This is a genomic window from Fretibacterium sp. (assembly GCF_057312375.1).
On record NZ_DBHLDX010000002.1, the window covers coordinates 1 to 15,715 of the forward strand.

The 15,715-nt window shown below is 66.9% G+C and carries 18 protein-coding genes; 7 read left to right on the plus strand and 11 right to left on the minus strand.

Annotation, left to right across the window (positions count from 1 at the left end; all coding sequences use genetic code 11):
* The 7 genes from ACO41U_RS00615 to rpsO all read right to left on the minus strand — a co-directional run.
* Nucleotides 1-592 (minus strand): NAD(P)/FAD-dependent oxidoreductase (locus tag ACO41U_RS00615; protein WP_485941059.1); only part of this gene is annotated, 592 nt, incomplete at its 3' end.
* A gap of 112 nt (nt 593-704) precedes the next feature.
* Entirely contained in the window at nt 705-1,577 is an 873-nt protein-coding gene (gene prmC, locus ACO41U_RS00620) for a peptide chain release factor N(5)-glutamine methyltransferase (protein ID WP_485941060.1), read from the minus strand.
* Entirely contained in the window at nt 1,577-2,650 is a 1,074-nt protein-coding gene (prfA, locus tag ACO41U_RS00625; RefSeq protein ID WP_485941061.1) for a peptide chain release factor 1, read from the minus strand. Before prfA ends, prmC begins: the two co-directional genes overlap by 1 nt.
* Nucleotides 2,647-3,612, minus strand: a complete 966-nt coding sequence (locus tag ACO41U_RS00630; protein WP_485941062.1) for a DUF1385 domain-containing protein — start codon at nt 3,610-3,612, stop codon at nt 2,647-2,649. Before ACO41U_RS00630 ends, prfA begins: the two co-directional genes overlap by 4 nt.
* On the minus strand, nt 3,599-4,291 hold the full coding sequence (gene thyX, locus ACO41U_RS00635) for an FAD-dependent thymidylate synthase (RefSeq protein ID WP_485941063.1): 693 nt from the start codon (nt 4,289-4,291) through the stop codon (nt 3,599-3,601). Before thyX ends, ACO41U_RS00630 begins: the two co-directional genes overlap by 14 nt.
* A gap of 42 nt (nt 4,292-4,333) precedes the next feature.
* Complete coding sequence (gene rpmE / locus ACO41U_RS00640; protein WP_015556617.1) at nt 4,334-4,561, minus strand: 50S ribosomal protein L31; 228 nt, start codon at nt 4,559-4,561, stop codon at nt 4,334-4,336.
* 58 nt (nt 4,562-4,619) lie between these two features.
* Nucleotides 4,620-4,886 (minus strand): 30S ribosomal protein S15, encoded by a 267-nt coding sequence (gene rpsO / locus ACO41U_RS00645; RefSeq protein WP_298781109.1) that lies wholly within the window; start codon nt 4,884-4,886, stop codon nt 4,620-4,622.
* Between the two features lie 248 nt (nt 4,887-5,134).
* On the opposite strand from rpsO, the gene ACO41U_RS00650 reads away from it, so the two are divergent.
* Together ACO41U_RS00650 and rsmA are read left to right on the plus strand one after the other, a co-directional pair.
* A complete protein-coding gene (locus tag ACO41U_RS00650) occupies nt 5,135-5,629 on the plus strand; it encodes a YbaK/EbsC family protein (RefSeq protein ID WP_485941064.1) in 495 nt (164 codons plus the stop codon).
* Complete coding sequence (gene rsmA, locus ACO41U_RS00655; RefSeq protein WP_485941065.1) at nt 5,626-6,447, plus strand: 16S rRNA (adenine(1518)-N(6)/adenine(1519)-N(6))-dimethyltransferase RsmA; 822 nt, start codon at nt 5,626-5,628, stop codon at nt 6,445-6,447. The genes ACO41U_RS00650 and rsmA overlap by 4 nt, the downstream gene beginning before the upstream one ends.
* Here the strand turns inward: rsmA and ACO41U_RS00660 are convergent.
* Nucleotides 6,438-7,439 (minus strand): HAD family hydrolase, encoded by a 1,002-nt coding sequence (locus ACO41U_RS00660; protein WP_485941066.1) that lies wholly within the window; start codon nt 7,437-7,439, stop codon nt 6,438-6,440. The two genes, rsmA and ACO41U_RS00660, sit on opposite strands and share 10 nt — an antisense overlap.
* Nucleotides 7,440-7,478: 39 nt before the next feature.
* Nucleotides 7,479-7,865 (minus strand): SUI1 family translation initiation factor, encoded by a 387-nt coding sequence (locus tag ACO41U_RS00665; RefSeq protein ID WP_485941067.1) that lies wholly within the window; start codon nt 7,863-7,865, stop codon nt 7,479-7,481.
* A 254-nt stretch (nt 7,866-8,119) separates the two neighbouring features.
* On the opposite strand from ACO41U_RS00665, the gene ACO41U_RS00670 reads away from it, so the two are divergent.
* Nucleotides 8,120-9,994 (plus strand): YncE family protein, encoded by a 1,875-nt coding sequence (locus ACO41U_RS00670; protein WP_485941068.1) that lies wholly within the window; start codon nt 8,120-8,122, stop codon nt 9,992-9,994.
* Here the strand turns inward: ACO41U_RS00670 and nikR are convergent.
* Nucleotides 9,991-10,401, minus strand: a complete 411-nt coding sequence (gene nikR / locus ACO41U_RS00675; protein ID WP_485941069.1) for a nickel-responsive transcriptional regulator NikR — start codon at nt 10,399-10,401, stop codon at nt 9,991-9,993. The two genes, ACO41U_RS00670 and nikR, sit on opposite strands and share 4 nt — an antisense overlap.
* Complete coding sequence (locus ACO41U_RS00680) at nt 10,398-10,859, minus strand: hypothetical protein (RefSeq protein ID WP_298779297.1); 462 nt, start codon at nt 10,857-10,859, stop codon at nt 10,398-10,400. Before ACO41U_RS00680 ends, nikR begins: the two co-directional genes overlap by 4 nt.
* 336 nt (nt 10,860-11,195) lie before the next feature.
* On the opposite strand from ACO41U_RS00680, the gene ACO41U_RS00685 reads away from it, so the two are divergent.
* The 4 genes from ACO41U_RS00685 (at nt 11,196) to ACO41U_RS00700 (ending at nt 15,661) form a co-directional block, all read left to right on the plus strand.
* Complete coding sequence (locus tag ACO41U_RS00685; protein ID WP_485941070.1) at nt 11,196-13,685, plus strand: Lon protease family protein; 2,490 nt, start codon at nt 11,196-11,198, stop codon at nt 13,683-13,685.
* Entirely contained in the window at nt 13,682-14,464 is a 783-nt protein-coding gene (locus tag ACO41U_RS00690; protein ID WP_485941071.1) for an endonuclease III domain-containing protein, read from the plus strand. The genes ACO41U_RS00685 and ACO41U_RS00690 overlap by 4 nt, the downstream gene beginning before the upstream one ends.
* 230 nt (nt 14,465-14,694) lie before the next feature.
* The gene (locus tag ACO41U_RS00695) at nt 14,695-15,144 is read left to right on the plus strand and encodes a NanQ anomerase/TabA/YiaL family protein (RefSeq protein WP_298779303.1); all 450 of its coding nucleotides are present in this window, start codon (nt 14,695-14,697) and stop codon (nt 15,142-15,144) included.
* Between the two features lie 28 nt (nt 15,145-15,172).
* Nucleotides 15,173-15,661, plus strand: a complete 489-nt coding sequence (locus ACO41U_RS00700) for a nucleoside deaminase (protein ID WP_485941072.1) — start codon at nt 15,173-15,175, stop codon at nt 15,659-15,661.
* The last annotated feature ends 54 nt before the right edge of the window (nt 15,662-15,715 follow it).

The following is a 15,715-nucleotide window of genomic DNA, read 5'->3' on the forward strand; positions in this document are numbered from 1 at the left end:
CGATCTTGGGGTTGGAGAGCGCCTGGGCGATGGCCGCGCGGTCGGCGCGGAACTCATCGCGACGGTGGATGATGTAGACCTTGGAGGCGAACTTCGTGAGGTAGGCGCCCTCCTCGACGGCGGTGTTGCCGCCGCCCACTACCGCGACCTCGAGGTCCTCGAAGAAGGCGCCGTCGCAGACGGCGCAGAAGCTGACGCCCTGGCCGATGTGCTCGGCCTCGCCCTCGCAGCCCAGACGGCGGAAGTGCGCGCCCGTCGCCACGATGAGGGCCTCGGCCTCGATCTCGTTCGTCTCGTCGCCCTTTTTGGTGACGACGATCTTCTTGTCGCCGCGGAGCTCGACCTTGGAGTCGTCCACCGTGCGGATCTCCGTGTTGAACTTCAGCGCGTGCTGGTGCAGCATCTCGCCTACCTCGGGTCCCGTGGCGTGCGGCACTCCGGGGTAGTTCTCGATCTCGTCGGTGGTGTTGATCTGCCCGCCCGTCCTGCCCCTCTCCAGAAGGAGGACGTCCAGCCCGGCGCGACGTCCATAGATGGCCGCGGACATGCCCGCAGGGCCGGCGCCAATGATAACGAGCTCACGCTTTTCCATAACTTCATCGACTCCTTAAAATTAAGTTAATGATTGATTCGCCTCAGCCTGGCCGCCGGGCGGGGCAGCCCTTGCAGGTCCTCCGACGCGCGCCAGAGCCGTTCTTTAAGTATTATCCCCGATATTTTAAAACAACGCAACGAAGAATTGCGGAGTCGTCCTCGATCCCCTGAAGAAACGAGAAGACCCGGTCGGGGGAGCGCTCCGCAACGTCCCGAATGGCGCGGGCCTGATCGCTCCCTCCCGTTTCAAAGATGACGAAAGCTCCTGGCTTAAGCCACGTCGGCGCGCTCGCCAGGAGCGCTCGGTAGCAGTCCATCCCGTCCTCGCCTCCGTCGAGCGCGAGGTGGGGCTCATGGTCCCTTACCTCGCGCATGAGGTGCGGGATCGCGCCTCTTGGAACGTAGGGGGGGTTGCTGATCAGGAGGTCGCACTCGCCCTGAACGGCGATGTCCTCCGGGGCGTCGGTGGGGAGGAGGTGGGCCCTGGAGCTCAGGTCCCAGCGGGCCAGGTTCTCGGCAGCCCATTTTCGGGCGTCGGGCGACCGCTCCGCCAGGATGCCGCGGGCCAGGAGGCGCTCCAGGAGGAGCGTCGCGGCGATGCAGGCGCTCCCCGTGCCCCAGTCCAGAAACGTGAAGGGCGCGTCCTGCGGGAAGAGGTCTAGGGCGGCCCGAACGAGGACCTCCGTGTCCCGCCGCGGGACGAGGACGCCGGGTCCCACGCGGAAGTCGCGCCCCCAGAAGTCCGCCGTCCCCAGGACGTACTGCAGGGGCTCTCCGGCCTCCCGGCGCCGTATCCCGGCCTCCAGCGCCTCCGGCAGGACGACCTCCCGCTCCGGATGTGCCAGGAGCTCCGCCGAGGAGAGGTGGAGGCCGTCGCAGAGCAGCCATCGCGCCTCCTGGTCTGCGTTGGCCGCGCCCGCGGCGGAGAGGCGCCTTCGGATGGACGTCAGGTGCGCGCGCAGCGTTGCGCTTCCCGCGCTCATCAGTCCTCCAGGTGTTCGAGCTTCTGCGTCTGCTCCGCCAGGATCATGGCGTCGATCATCTCGAAGAGGTCGCCGTCGAGGTAGCTGTCCAGCTTGTAGAGGGTGAGGTTGATTCGGTGGTCCGTGATGCGGTTCTGGGGGAAGTTGTAGGTGCGGATGCGCTCGGAGCGGTCCCCGGACCCGATCATGCCGCGGCGCTCGCTGGCCTGTTCGGCGTTCTGTTTCTCCTGCTCCAGGGCGTACAGCCTGGCCTTGAGGTAGGCCATGGCCCGTGCTCGGTTCTTGATCTGAGAGCGCTCATCCTGACACGTGGCCACGATGCCCGTCGGCAGGTGCGTGATGCGCACGGCGGAGTCCGTCATGTTGACGTGCTGTCCTCCGGCGCCGCTGGAGCGATAGGTGTCGATCTTCAGGTCCTCAGGGCGTATCTCGATCTCGATGTCCTCCACTTCGGGCATCACCGCCACCGTTGCGCTTGAGGTGTGGATGCGGCCGCTGGCCTCCGTCACCGGCACGCGCTGAACCCTGTGCCCACCGCTCTCGTACTTCATCATGCTGTAGGCGCCGTGGCTGTCGATGCGGAAGATGACCTCCTTATAGCCGCCAAGGCCTATGAGGCTGCTGTCGATGACCTCGATCTTCCAGCGCTGCCGCTCGCAGAAGCGGGTGTACATGCGATAGAGGTCGGCCGCAAAGAGCGCTGCCTCGTCGCCGCCGACGCCCGCTCGAATCTCCACGATGACGCTCTTTTCATCGTTGGGGTCCTTGGGGAGAAGGAGGATCGTCAGCTCCTTTTCAAAGTTCTCGATCTGGGGCTCAAGCTCGCTCAGCTCCTCCCTGGCCAGCTCCGCGATCTCCGGGTCGCCGCCCTTCAGGAGGTCCCTGGCCTCCGCGATGCTGGCGACGGCGGCGCGGTACGCGCGGTACTTCTCCACGACGGGCTCCAGTTGAGCTCGTTTCTTTCCCAGGTCCTGAAGCGCCCTGGGGTCCGAGGCCGTGGCCGGGTCCCCCATCCGCTCCTCGATGTCCAGGAACTCCTTCTCTATGGCCTGAAGCTTGGGCTCGATGTTCATGAGTTGTCCTCCATTGATTCCTTAACGGGCTGTCCTTCGGGAGCCTCCTCGTCGTCCCCGGTCCCCATCGCCGTGTTCAGGGAGGTCAGGGCCACCTCTGCCTGTCCGAGGTCCGGCTCCCTGGTCGTCAGGTACTGCAGGGAGAGGAAGGGGGCGATGACGATGCGCCCCAGCCGGCCGGAGTCCGCGGCGAAGCGGATGATCTCGTAGGAGGTGCCGATCACGATGGGTAGGAGCAGGACCCGCAGGACGACGCGACGAAAGAAGCTGCCCCCTCCCACGATGGAGAACACGGCGATGCTGACGAGGACGGCGATCAGGAGAAAGGAGGTCCCACAGCGGGGGTGGATGCGGGAGCAGGTCAGGATGTTCTCCGGCGTCATCTCCAGGCCGCTCTCGAAGGCGTTGATCGTCTTGTGTTCGGCCCCGTGGTAGCAGAACACGCGGCGAATGTCGCCCCACAGTCCGATGACTCCGACGTAGCCGATGAAGATGAGCGCCCGGACGACGCCCTCAAGCACGTTGGTCCACAGGGGGGACAGGCCGGGAAGCTCAGCGACCCAGAGGGGCAGCGCCACGAAGAGCCCGCCCACGGCGGCGATGCCGACCGCGATGGCGATGAGGAGGTCCTTGAAGGTCAGCGTTTCCTCCTGCTCCTCAAGGGCGACCTCCGCGGAGCGCGACAACGCCTTGAACCCCGTTGCCATCATCTCGCACAGGACGACCGCCCCGCGAAGGACGGGCAGTTTCCAGGGGAAGCGCTTCGTCCGGGAACTGTTGGGCCAGTGCTCGCGAAAGATGCCGCCGGTGGGCCTGCGGACGGCCAGACCCCATCGGGCGGGGCCCTTCATCAGGACGCCCTCGATGACGGCCTGTCCTCCCACGGGAACGCGCTTCGCCTCCCCGGTCGCAAGGCGGGAGGCCGCGATGGCGGCCAGCAGCCAAAGTTTAATCCTCGACAAGAAGATCCTCCATATCCTTAAACGGCCTGCCACAGGGTTTGACCTCGCCGCAGGCGCCAAAAATGCAGGACGGACCGGCCTTCTTAAACAGGACGGGGGCCTCCTGCCTGCACAGGACGAGCATTTGGCGGGCCAGTGCACGAATCTCCCACTGGGCGCGGCGGCAGAGGCGCAGGTGGAAGAAGTGGTGCAGCTCCCGCGCGTTCATCGTCAGGACCAGCCGCGTCTCCCAGCCGTGGGGCAGGATGAAGCGGGCGTCCTCCGCCGGGACCCCCAGCTCGATGAGCCTCCGGTAGGCGGCGAAAGCGGCCTCGGCCTGCCGCCGGAACAGCGCCTCGGCCTCAGGCATGTCTGCGACGGAGGGGGGGACGATGACCGAGGAGCCCGTCATCCTGACGTAGCGCTGGCTCTGCTGGCTGAAGCTGGCCATGCGGTGCCGCACCAGCTGGTGCGAGGCCACGCGGCTCAGCCCGTCCACGGCGAAGGTGAAGGAGGCGTGCTCGAAGGTGGAAAGGTGTCCGCTTTGCCATAGCTGGTCCAGGAGCGCCTCGGAGAGGGACTCCCTCTCTCCGGCGAGGAGGTCCGCCGCCGTGACGTCCCTGTAGCAGATGCGGGCCGCCGCAGCCACCAGCTCGTCCGGATGGGGCGTGTGCGCCAACAGGGCAACGGTGCAGGGCATGATAAAAAAAGGGGCTCTTGCGGGCCCCTTCCTTCCTCTCTGCTAAACGTCCGTCTTCTGGCCGTAGTGGATGCCCTGGTACTTCTTCTGGAACTTTTCGAGCCGGCCGGCTTCGGAGAGGACGCGCCCCTTCTTGCCGGAGTAGAAGGGATGGCACTGCGAGCAGACGCCGACGCGGATCTCCTTCATCGTGGAACGGGTGGTGAACGTGTTGCCGCAGGCGCAGGTCACCTTGCAATCCTGATACTCGGGATGAATGTCCTTCTTCATAAGCGAAACACCTCCAAAAAAGCGGAACCCTTTACTTAAAGCCTGAGGTCGGGGCCGATCAGTGGCGCAGGCCAAGGCGCTCGATCAGGCTCTTGTAGCGGTTGAAGTCCTTGTCCTTGAGGTAGCGCAGGAGCTTGCGCCGGCTTCCGACCATCTTCAGAAGGCCGCGGCGGGAGTGAAAGTCCTTGCTGTGGGCCTTCAAGTGCTCCGTCAGCTCGCGGATGCGCTCCGTCAGCACAGCCACCTGTACCTCAGGGGAGCCGGTGTCGGACTCGTGCGTTCGGTACTCGCTGATGACTTCCTGTTTCTTTTCCTTTGAGATCATTACGTTCACCTCTGTCTCTAATCGTGCCGCATGACCAGGGATTCGTCCGATCCAAGACGACATCCTGAGTGCAGGGCCGAAGCGTATATTAGCATTTTAGGACACGCGCCGCAAGTGGGGCCTTGACGCCAGCGCCGCGCGGAAATCCCCGTTTCCCGCCTCGCGCCCCCTTTCGAGGGCCTCCATAGTGTAGAATAACGTTGCGGGCGTGCCCGCAACATTCCTTTTGCACAGGGGGAGAGCACAGGATGCCCCAGGGCCGGGACGCGGTTGAAAGGGTACGGAGGGCGCTGGATGCCGCGGGCGCCCGGGACGTTGAGATCAGGGTCGTGGAGGGGAGCATCTTCACGGTGGAGGACGCGGCCGCCACCATCGGCGTGCCGCCGGGGGAGATTCTGAAGAGCCTCGTCTGCCTGGTGGATGGGGAGCCGGTCCTGGTGCTGATGAGCGGCTCGAACAGGATCGACTCCAAGGCCGTGGCCCGCGCTTTCGGCGGACGCCGCTGCCGGATGATGCCGGCGGACGACGTGTACGGGAGCTACGGCTTCCGCGTGGGGGGCGTCCCCCCGCTGGGGTACCCGCAGCCGCTGAGGGCGGTGCTGGACGAGGACCTGTTCCGGTATGAAGTCGTCTGGGCGGCGGCGGGCACGGACCACGCCTTCTTTCCCGTGGAGCCCGACCGGCTGATGAGGCTCACGGGCGGCGCCAGCGCCAGCGTCAAAAAGGACGCGGCCGAACGTTGAGGGCAGGGCACGGCAGGGCGCCGGGCGGGTTTCACGCGCTGCGCCGCCTGGGACAGAACTTCCTGGTCGATCGCGGCGTCCTGGCGGAGATCGTCGAGCGCTCAGGGGTGGGGGAGGACGACGTCGTCCTGGAGGTCGGCCCGGGGCAGGGCGTCCTGACGCGCGCCCTTCTGGAGCGGGGCTGTTTGCTGCACGCCGTCGAGCTGGACGAGCGCCTGCGGCCTGAGCTGGAGGCGCTGGCCGCGGCGTCGGAGGGGCGCCTGTGCCTCCACTGGGGCGACGCGCTGCGGACGGACCTCGCCGCCCTCGCGCCCTTCCCCGCGAAGGTGATCGCCAACATCCCCTACAGCATCACGACGCCCCTGATCTGGCGCCTGCTGGCCCTCGCCCCGAAGGGCCTGGCCTACTGCCTCCTGATGGTGCAGAAGGAGGCCGCCGACCGCCTCATCGCCCCCGCGGACACCAGGGAGCGCTACCCCCTTGGAGCGACGCTGGAGGTCATGGGGAGGACGGCCTGCGTCCGGCGCGTCCCCCCCTCCTGCTTCCGCCCCGTCCCGCGCGTGGAATCCGCACTCGTAGAGATCCGCGTGGAGCGGTGCCACAGCCTGCTGGCGGACGGGCTGTGGAGCGAGCTGCTGCACCGGGCGTTTGCGCACCGGCGAAAGACCCTGCACAACAACCTGAAGGGCTTCAAGGGGATACCGGACTGGGGCGCGCTGCTGCGGGAGGCGGGAGTGGCGCGGGACGTCAGGGCCGAGGACGTGTCGGGACCGGAGTGGCTCCTGCTCTGCGACCTCCTGAGGAGCCGTCAGGCCTGAGGTCCCTGAAGGCGAGACAGGGCGCTTTCGATCGCTTCATCGACGTCCGCCCCCGGTGGCAGGCCGACCGCTTCGGTTCCCCCGTCGTCCGGGCACACCGTCACGGCGGGCCACCGCTGCGCCAGGACCTCGCGGAGCACCTCCGTCAGGGGCTGGCCGATGAGGCGCGCGGGGAGGTCCGTCCCCTCCCACTCGTGGACGCTCAGGGTCGCGTCGGAGGGCACGACGAGGCGCACGGCCCCCCGCCGCGCCAACGCCATCGCCTGGCGGAGTCCCCGTCCTTTGCCGATGCGCCACGAGGCGTTTCCCACGGCGCGGAAGTGAGCCTCCCCCCTGCGGGCCGCCTCCGCGCGGTACTCCCACGGGACGAGCGGGCGGGGCGACCGAAGGTCGTCCAGGAAGCCCCGCAGGGTGCCCCAGGAGGCGTCGGCCAGGTGTCCCCAGGCCGCGGCGTCGCCCTCCACCAGGACGCACCGCATGGGAACGCGCCTGGCTCCCAGCAGGTCGAAGACGAAATCCCCCACCATGACGCAGCGCGCCGGCGCCGCGTTCAGGCGTTGGGCCGCCAGGGTCAGGGCCCTTGGGTCCGGCTTCGCGACGCCCTCCTCGCGGCTCATCACGATGGGAGGCAGCGCGATGCCGCAGCGCTCCGCGGCAAGCTGAATGGACTCGCGGCAGTTGCGAGAGACCACGCACCAGCGCTTCCCGTTCTCTTCAAGCCAGCGGAGCAGGCCCGGCGCCCCTTCGACGGGGACGGCGCGGGCCGCTCCCTCCATCTCGACGCGGACGATGGCCTCCCGCGCCTCCTCGTTCAGGGGCGGCGGCAGCGTCGCGGCGCGCTCGAACAGCGGCACGACGGCCTCTCCGCCGAAGTATCTTTCACGAACGCCGCGAAAATCCAGCTTCGTGCTGGCCAGTACCCCGTCCCAATCCAGGATGAACGCCTCCATCAGCGCAGGATGCCAAAAGGGCGGTGCAAACGTCTCTTGCATGGGCAGCCTCCTTCGTCCGATCCCTGTCCGGGCCCTCGGTCACCGAATGACCTTTGGGACGCCGCGCTTCCTCAACCAGTCCTCCAGGCGGTCGGGGATATCGCCCTGCACGACGAGAGCCCCGTCCTCGATGCGGGTGCCCGTCCCCAACCCTCTGCGCGCCTCCCGCGCCAGCCCCTCCAGCTGCCTCGCGTCAGGCTTGGGGGTCAGCAGGACCCGCACCGTCCACTTGCCGCCACCGGCGCGGGCCCTCTGCAGGACCGCCTTGGAGAACGACGCGGCGGCGCTCCTCTCCTCCGGCGCGGCCTGCGGAGCCTCCAACTCGTCCCCGCAGGCCGCCATGCCCATCGCCGCGCCGATGGAGATCGTCAGGGGCTGACCGGCCACGCCGTCGTCGACGGGGACCCTGATCCGTTCTTTCACCATCACCACGCGCTCCTTTCGCTTCTCAAGACCGCACGTATTTTAACATTCCTTCCTGCGGTGGCCGGCGTCGCCCGGACCGTCCCATCGGATACCCCGCCTTGGCGGTCGGCGCAGGAGGCGCCCGATAGGCTATAATAAATTTTATCGAAAAGGAGGCGAGGGGCCTCGTGCGGCGCGCGTTTGCGCCGCTTTGGGCGCCGCGTCGCCTCCACGGCTTTTTTAAACGACGTTCGAGACAGCGTGAGGAGCAGAAGATGAGGAAGACGATCCTTGTGATGATGACGGCGGCGGTGTGCCTGACGGCGCCGCGCGCCTGGGGGGCGGAGCTGCCGAGGGCGCAGCTGGACGAGTCGGAGCGGCACTTCAACCGGGCCTACGGGTACTTTCTGGGGCGGGACTACTGGGGGGCGCAGGACTACCTTGACCGCGCCCTGAAGGCGAACACGTACCTGGTGGACTACTACCTCCTGAGCGCGCTGAATCTGCAGCGCATGGGGGAAGGGGATGAGGCGCGGGCCGCACTGACCGGCTACCTCGAGGTGCGCCCCATGGACGGCACGGCGCTCAGGATCATGAAGGGCTTCGTGGAACAGGACCGCACGCTGCAGATGATCGTCGGGTCCCGCCCCCTTGCCCTCCGCTGGCAGTTCTCGCAGCCGGACCTTCAGACGGAGTGGCGGACGGGGCTCACCCGTCCCTTCAGCATCAAGGGCCTCGGCAAGGTCAAGGCTCTGGGCGACGTCCTGTGCCTGGCCGACACCCTCGGAAACCAGGTGTGCCTGAGGTCGCGAGGGGAGGGGGCCTTTCGCTCCATCCCCGTGGAGCGCCCTGCGGCGGCGCTGCCGGCGGGGGATGGAACCTTCTGGACCTTCGGGGTGAGCGGGGACGTCCGCTCCTTTTCCGGCCTGCCCGATGCCCCGGCGTCCCCGGATCGGGTCGGGGCCATCCCCTCGCACGTGGTGGACGCGGCGTGGATATCCGCCTCGGAGTTCGTCGTGGCGGACCCCGTGTCGCGCGACGTCGCCTTTTATGATCGCGCGACCCTGAAGCCCCTCGCGCGCTGGACCCCTCCGGAGGGGGAGATGCTCTTCGAGCCCGTGGCCGTGGAGGGCTTCGCGGACTGGCTGGCCGTCGCCGATCGTGGAAACGGCCGGGTCTTCGTCCTGAACGCCTCCGGCCGGCGCGACTTCTTCTTCGCGGAGGTCCCGCTGGTGCGGGACGTCCTGTGGTCACCGCTCGGCGAGCTCTTCGCCCTTACGGAGGACGGAAACGTCTTTTGCCTGAGCGTTGACTTGGGCGAGCGGAGGGTGGAGCGCGGGGAGCCCCTGCAGTCCGGGCTTCGGGATATCTGGGCGCTGTTCGCGTCCGACGAGGGGGACCTCTGCGGCCTGGACGTGAGCGGCTCCCGAATGGTGAAGGCGGTCATGCTGCCATCGCAGGCGGTCAATCAGAGCTTCTTCGGGATTTTCAACCCGACGCTTGTCATGCAGGCGAACCGGGAAAGCTTCCTGCTGGACGCGACGCTGGTTTCCCCCTTCGCCTCCTGTTTCCGGGACGCCCCCGTTTTGGTACACTCGGTCTGGAACAACAGGAGCATCCGGTCGGCGGCCCTCTGGCAGGAGCCGGCCAGGTTCGAGGGGCTCCTGCTGCACCGCGCTCTGCCGGCCTCCCAGGCGTTGCCTCCGTCCCTGCGGACGGCACGGGTGGAGCAGGGAAGGGACCTGCACACGGCCCTGCCCTCGCTCTGGCACCTCCACCGGGGAAGCCTGACGAACGTCATCGTCGATGCCTCGATCCCCTTCGCGATGGAGGACCTTCTGTCGCTCGCGCGGTTTTGTCTGATGAACGGGCTTGAACTGGACGTGTGGGCCAGGGAGGTCCCCTCGCTGGCGTTGACGCGGGCCAGCGCCTTCACGGGGGGCAAGACGATCTTTGCCCTTGAGCACGGGCCCGAACTGACGGCGCCTCGGACCCGGCTGCAGATACAAATCCCCCTGCCGCAGGAGCTGTCCTCCTCTGGCTATCCGGGGAGGTCCATGCTGGCGGTGTACCTGGACATCGGGTTGGTGCAGACGCGGGCCTGGATGCCGTTGTGGCCGGACCTGCTGGAGCGGCAGGAAAACCCCTAGGCCCCCGACGTGATGACCGACTCCAGGCTCTTGATGCCCCGGATGCGCCTCAGGGCCTCGATGAAGCTCTGGATCCTCGACGACCCCCCTCGCAGGAGGACGCACTCCAGACACGTGTCGCCGTCCACGTGGACGTGGGTGGAGCAGAGGATGACGTCCCCGTGACGGTGCTGGGTTTCGGTCAGGCCACCGGTCAGGCCCGGAGTGTGGTGGTCGTACACGAGCGTGACGGTCCCATAGACCTCCCCCTCGTCCCCGCGCCACCTCTCCTCGGCGAGGTAGCGGCGCACCAAAAACCGCAGCGCCTCGGATCGATTCTTCCTGCCGGAGCGGCGGACGCGCTGTTCAAACTCGCTGAACAGCGATTCTGGCATGGTGACGCTGAAGCGGACGAGTTTGTCCGTCATCTTTTCCAACGCATCCCCCGGACGCGCTCGAACCATCGTTTTTGGATATCCTCTCTGCGGCCCTGCTCCTCCGCCCCCTCCGAGCCGGGGTTTTCGGTGAAGGACACGTCGGTGTAGGGCGCGTCGCGGAAGGCGCCGGGGTCGGCGGTCGCTCGGGCGCGGGGGCCCTTCCCCGTCGCGCGCTCGTAGAGGAAGCTTCCGCCCGCGTCGCAGAGCCCGGCCAGGAGCCCCCAGCCCAGCACCCTGAGGACAAAGGAGGGGAGGACGAACAGGACGAAGGAGAAGACGCTGAATAGCAGTCCGCCGAGGCAGACGGCCAGGGGTGAGAACACCAGGAGGAGGATGCCCCTCTCCCGCGCGTCCGCCCTCTGCCATCGGTCGAGAAAGCTGCTGAAGTGCTTCAGGATGCGGGAGGGCCACAGCCAGTACAGGATTTGGTTCACGATGTTTTGAAACAAGACACGACCTCCGAAATTTGTGACTTTTTGAAGTAATTGTGCCATCAATAGACCTTTTTCGCCTCAATTATATCAGGTGCGCCAGCGGGCCTCGCGGTGCGCAATTTTAGGCAGGATGCCCCTGTGAAAAGGGCAGGACGGGCGGTATGGTTGTCGCCGGCATTTTTTCGTGGGCACCGGGAGGGCGGAAGCTGCGCCCCGAATCTTTGGTACAATAAACAAATTGCCTGATGCACCGGGGCCCTGTGCGCTTCCCCTCGATTCGGTTTCGTGCCGGGGGGCGCTGTGGACACGGGGCGCGGGCTTTACGACTTGACAGTATAAGGCGGGGACGATTTGAGGGATAAATGGAAGCTGCTGCCTGAGAAGCTCAGGAAGGTCAAGAGGACGGACAGCTGGAAGCTGGAGGATACGGACGACATCTCCGCGCCCGGCGCGGGAACGGCCGGGCTCATCGGCCAGGAGCGCGCCATCGAGTCCATGGAGTTCGGGCTCTCCGTCCCGGGAAGGGGCTACAACGTCTTCGTGCTGGGGCGGCCCGGCAGCGGGCGCACCAGCTACGCCCTGGACAGCCTGAGGAAGAGGGCCGCCGCCCTCCCGGCCCCGGACGACTGGCTCTACCTCTACAACTTTGACGAGCCGGGCGAGCCCTTGGCGATCTCCGTCCCCGCCGGGGGAGGAAAGAAGCTGGTTTCCGCGCTGGACGCCCTCGTGAACGACCTCAAGGTGACGATCAGCAAGGCGTTTGAGCAGAGCCAGTACGAGGACGCCAAGGCGCAGTACGTCAAGGAGTTTCAGGAGAAGGCGGGGGCCATCATGGACGGCCTGAAGGCGGCTGCGGCAAAGCACCATTTTCTGCTGAAGCGGACGCCGCAGGGCTTCGTCAACATCCCTCTGGTGGAGGGGAAGGACGAGGAGGGCAAGAAGGTCGTCCGGGAGATCAAGCAGGAGGAGTTTGAGGCGCTGGACAGCAGGGAGCAGAAGCGCTATCAGGAGCTCTCCGAGGAGGTCTCCCAGCGGACGCTTTTGGGCCTGCGCCGTATCCGCGACATGGAGAAGGACCTCAAGGACCGCATCAGCCGGCTTGAGTCGGATATCTGCCGGGCTGCGATCGCCCCCTGTCTGGCGGACGTCTGCGAGGCCTACAGGGAGAACGGTCCCCTGTCCCAGTGGTTCGCCCGCATGACGGAGGACGTCGTGGAGAACTTCGGCGCCTTCGTCACCTCGATGAGGGACGAGTCCGCGGAGGTCGACTTCACCCGCTATCAGGCCAACCTCTTCGTCAACAACGCGCCGAAGAAGGGGGCGCCCGTGATCTGGGAAACGAATCCGACGTACTGCAACCTGGCGGGCAAGGTGGAGTACGAGAGCCGGCAGGGGTATCTGTACACGGACTTCCGCCGCGTTGCCGCCGGCGCCTTCCACAGGGCCAACGGCGGCTTCCTGGTGCTGGACGCGGAGAAGGTCCTGATGAACTTCATGTCCTGGGAGGCCGTTAAGCGCCTGCTGCGCACCGGCACGGCCTCCATCGAAAACCTGGGCGAGCAGTACGGGGCCGTCCCCGTGTCCTCTTTGCGGCCCAGCCCGATCCCGATGCACCTCAAGGTGATCATGATCGGTTCCCCCTACATCTGCGAGATGCTGCAGTACTACGACCCGGAGTTTCAGAAGCTCTTCAAGGTCAAGGCGAGCTTCGACGTGGACATGCCGCGCAGCGCCGCCTCGGAACGTCAGCTGGCCCGCTGCGTGGCGGGCATCGCCAGGCGGGAGAAGCTGCGGCCCTTCGGTGCGGACGCCCTCTCGGAGATCGTGGAGTGGGCCAGCCGCGAGGCGGAGGACCAGGAGCGGCTCTCCACCGAAATGGGGAGGCTCCGGGAGCTCCTGGCGGAGGCCAACGCCTGGGCGGTCCTCCAGTCCGGGGAGGGGAAGCGCGTCGAGCGGGAGCACGTGCGGAAGGCCATCGAGCACAAGCGGTACCGCTCCGCCCTCTACCAGGAGAGGCTGACGCGGGCCTTTGTGGACGGGACCATCCGCGTGGACACGACGGGGGAGGTCGTGGGGCAGATCAACGGCCTGTCGGTGATCGACCTGACGGACTACCGCTTCGGACATCCCTCGCGCATCACGGCGAACGTCTTCGTGGGGCAGGAGGGCATCGTGAACATCGAGCGCGAGGTGCGCATGACGGGGCCCATTCACAACAAGGGATTGATGATCCTCTCCAGCTACCTGGGGCGAAAGTACGCCCGGCACATGCCGCTGACGCTCTCGGCGCGCATCACCTTCGAGCAGAACTACGGCGGGATCGAGGGGGACAGCGCCTCCTCCACCGAGCTCTACTGCCTGCTCTCCGCCCTGTCGGGGCTTCCGCTCCGGCAGGGGATCGCCGTCACCGGGTCCGTGGACCAGTTCGGAAACGTCCAGGCCATCGGCGGGGTGAACGAGAAGATCGAGGGCTTCTTCAGCCTGTGCCGGCTCAAGGGGCTGACGGGGGACCAGGGCGTGATGATCCCGCGGGCGAACGTGCGGAACCTCATGCTGGACGCGGGGGTCATCCAGGCGGTTCATGAGGGACGCTTTTCCATCTGGGCCGTGGACACGATCGACGAGGGGATCGAACTTCTGACCGGAACGAAGGCCGGCCGGGAGCACAAGGACGGGTCCTACACCAAGGGCTCCGTCCACGGCCTCGTCAGGGCGTGCCTCGAGCGGATGCTGAAGGACAGCGCCAAGCTGCAGAAGGGGCGTTCGAGCGGCGAAGGGCGGCGCGCCAGGGAGCGGGGCGACGACGAGGACCGCGTTCCCAGGAGGGGGCGCGGGCGATGAGCCGCCTCAGCGCGGCGTCCGCAGCGCCCTCCGGGCCTCAGGGCGAGCCCCTGGCTCCGGAGCGGATGCTGTCCCGATGGATCCTCTCGGTCCTGGATCACCTGGAGGCCCTGTGGCACAACGAGGCGAACCCGCCGCAGCTGGGGCACGGGGAGCCGCTGGAGGGCCTCGTCCTGACGGTGCTCTCGCAGAACACGAACGACCGCAACCGCGACGCCGCCTTCGCCCGCCTGAAGGAGCGCTTTGCCTCCTGGGATGCGGTCGTCCGCGGCGGGGCAGCCCAGCTGGAGGATGCGGTGCGCCCCGCGGGACTGGCGCCGACGAAGGCCCGGCATATCCTTGAGATTCTGGATATCGTCAAGCGGGACTTCGGCGAATACTCCATCGCCCCCCTGGCGGAGCGTGGGCGTGACGAGGCGCGGCGCTACCTCGTCGCGCTGCCGGGGGTGGGGGCCAAGACGGCGGCCTGCGTCCTACTCTTCGACATGGGGCTTCCCGCCTTCCCCGTTGACACCCATGTGGGGCGCATCGCGCGGCGGGTCGGCTTCGCGGCGGAGCGGGCGCCGGCGGAGGACATCTCCCTCCTGCTGGAGAGGGAAACTCCGCCCTCGCGCTACCTCGGCGGACACGTGAACATGATCGAGCACGGCAGGGCAATCTGCCGCGCCAGGGCTCCGCAGTGCGGCGCCTGCCCCCTGACCGCCCTCTGCAACTTCGGCCGGGCGCTCATCGTGTCAGAGCGGGACGCTGAGGTCAGGCGCGCTCGCGAGGCAGGGTGAGCGCTTTTCGGAAGGATATTTCGTCCCACCGTCCCCGCGCCTGTTGGGGATGTGGGCGTCAAGGCGTATAATAGACCAATTGGACGCCGTTTGGCCCTTCGCTTTACGGGGGCGCTGCATCCCGAAGAAGAGGGGCAAAAGGCGTCTTTAAGCAGGCCGTTCCACGGCTGCGAAGCTTGTTAATGAGGATGGTTACGGACGCATCCGGACTTGATTGGGGAGATTGAGCGATGATTTTAGGAACGATACGATACCCTTCCCGTTACGGCGGACTTGGGCCCAGGGTCAGGATGGGTTTGACCTACCTTGCCGAGCACGACCTTTCCGCCCTGCCCCTGGGACGCCACTCCATCGACGGCGACGACGTCTTCTTCGACGTCCAGGAGAACAAGTCCAGGCTCTTGGGAGAGGCGCTCTTTGAGGCCCATCGGCGCTACCTGGACGTCCACGTCACGCTGAGCGGTGAGGAGTGGTTCGGCTACGCCCTGACCTCCAGCCTTCAGGAGGTGGAAGCCTATTCCGACGAGCGGGACGTAGCCCTCTACAGCGGCGAGGGCGTCTACCTTCAGGCGCCTCCTGGGCACTTCATCCTCTTCATGCCGGAGGACGCGCACAAGCCGAACGTCTACTTCAAGCAGGCCGGGCTGATCCGCAAGCTGGTCCTGAAGGTTCGCCTCTAGGGGCTTTGAAAGATCGCCACGAGGCGAAGTGGACGACCTTTTTTTTATGCGCCGCGCCCTGGAGCAGGCGCGTAGCGCCCTGCTTTGCGGGGAGGTCCCGGTGGGAGCCATCGTGGTGGACGGCGGCCGGGCGTTGGGCTGGGGCGGAAACGCCAAGGCGGCCGACCCCACCGCTCATGCGGAGGTTCAGGCCATCCGCATGGCCGCGGCGACGAGGGGCGGCTGGAACCTGAGCGGCTGCACCCTCTACGTCACGCTTGAGCCCTGCCCGATGTGCGCGGGGGCCTGTGTGAACGCGCGGGTGAGCCGCGTCATCTTTGGCGCCTGGGACCCCAGGGCGGGCGCGGGAGGCTCCCTGTACGACATCCTTCGGGACACGCGCCTGAACCACCGCTCTGAGGTCCAGGGGGGCGTCTTGGAGGACGAGTGCGTTCGCCTGCTTCAGGCCTACTTTCTGGAGCGCCGCGGACGGGGGCGTCCGTCCCCCCTCTCAGCGGCGGGGCGTCAGGCGGAATAAAATTGCAGTCTTCAGGGGAGGACCGGCGACTCGTGCGCGATGACCCCTGGAGCT

Coding starts and splice junctions, on each gene's coding strand:
- nikR (WP_485941069.1), bottom strand. CDS start 10,401: ATGACGGACAAACTCGTCCGCTTCAGCGTCACCATGCCAGAATCGCTG.
- rpsO (WP_298781109.1), bottom strand. CDS start 4,886: ATGATCTCAAAGGAAAAGAAACAGGAAGTCATCAGCGAGTACCGAACG.
- thyX (WP_485941063.1), bottom strand. CDS start 4,291: ATGCCCTGCACCGTTGCCCTGTTGGCGCACACGCCCCATCCGGACGAG.
- prfA (WP_485941061.1), bottom strand. CDS start 2,650: ATGAACATCGAGCCCAAGCTTCAGGCCATAGAGAAGGAGTTCCTGGAC.
- ACO41U_RS00665 (WP_485941067.1), bottom strand. CDS start 7,865: ATGGTGAAAGAACGGATCAGGGTCCCCGTCGACGACGGCGTGGCCGGT.
- ACO41U_RS00660 (WP_485941066.1), bottom strand. CDS start 7,439: ATGCAAGAGACGTTTGCACCGCCCTTTTGGCATCCTGCGCTGATGGAG.
- rpmE (WP_015556617.1), bottom strand. CDS start 4,561: ATGAAGAAGGACATTCATCCCGAGTATCAGGATTGCAAGGTGACCTGC.
- prmC (WP_485941060.1), bottom strand. CDS start 1,577: ATGAGCGCGGGAAGCGCAACGCTGCGCGCGCACCTGACGTCCATCCGA.
- ACO41U_RS00695 (WP_298779303.1), top strand. CDS start 14,695: ATGATTTTAGGAACGATACGATACCCTTCCCGTTACGGCGGACTTGGG.
- ACO41U_RS00690 (WP_485941071.1), top strand. CDS start 13,682: ATGAGCCGCCTCAGCGCGGCGTCCGCAGCGCCCTCCGGGCCTCAGGGC.
- ACO41U_RS00650 (WP_485941064.1), top strand. CDS start 5,135: ATGCCCCAGGGCCGGGACGCGGTTGAAAGGGTACGGAGGGCGCTGGAT.
- ACO41U_RS00670 (WP_485941068.1), top strand. CDS start 8,120: ATGAGGAAGACGATCCTTGTGATGATGACGGCGGCGGTGTGCCTGACG.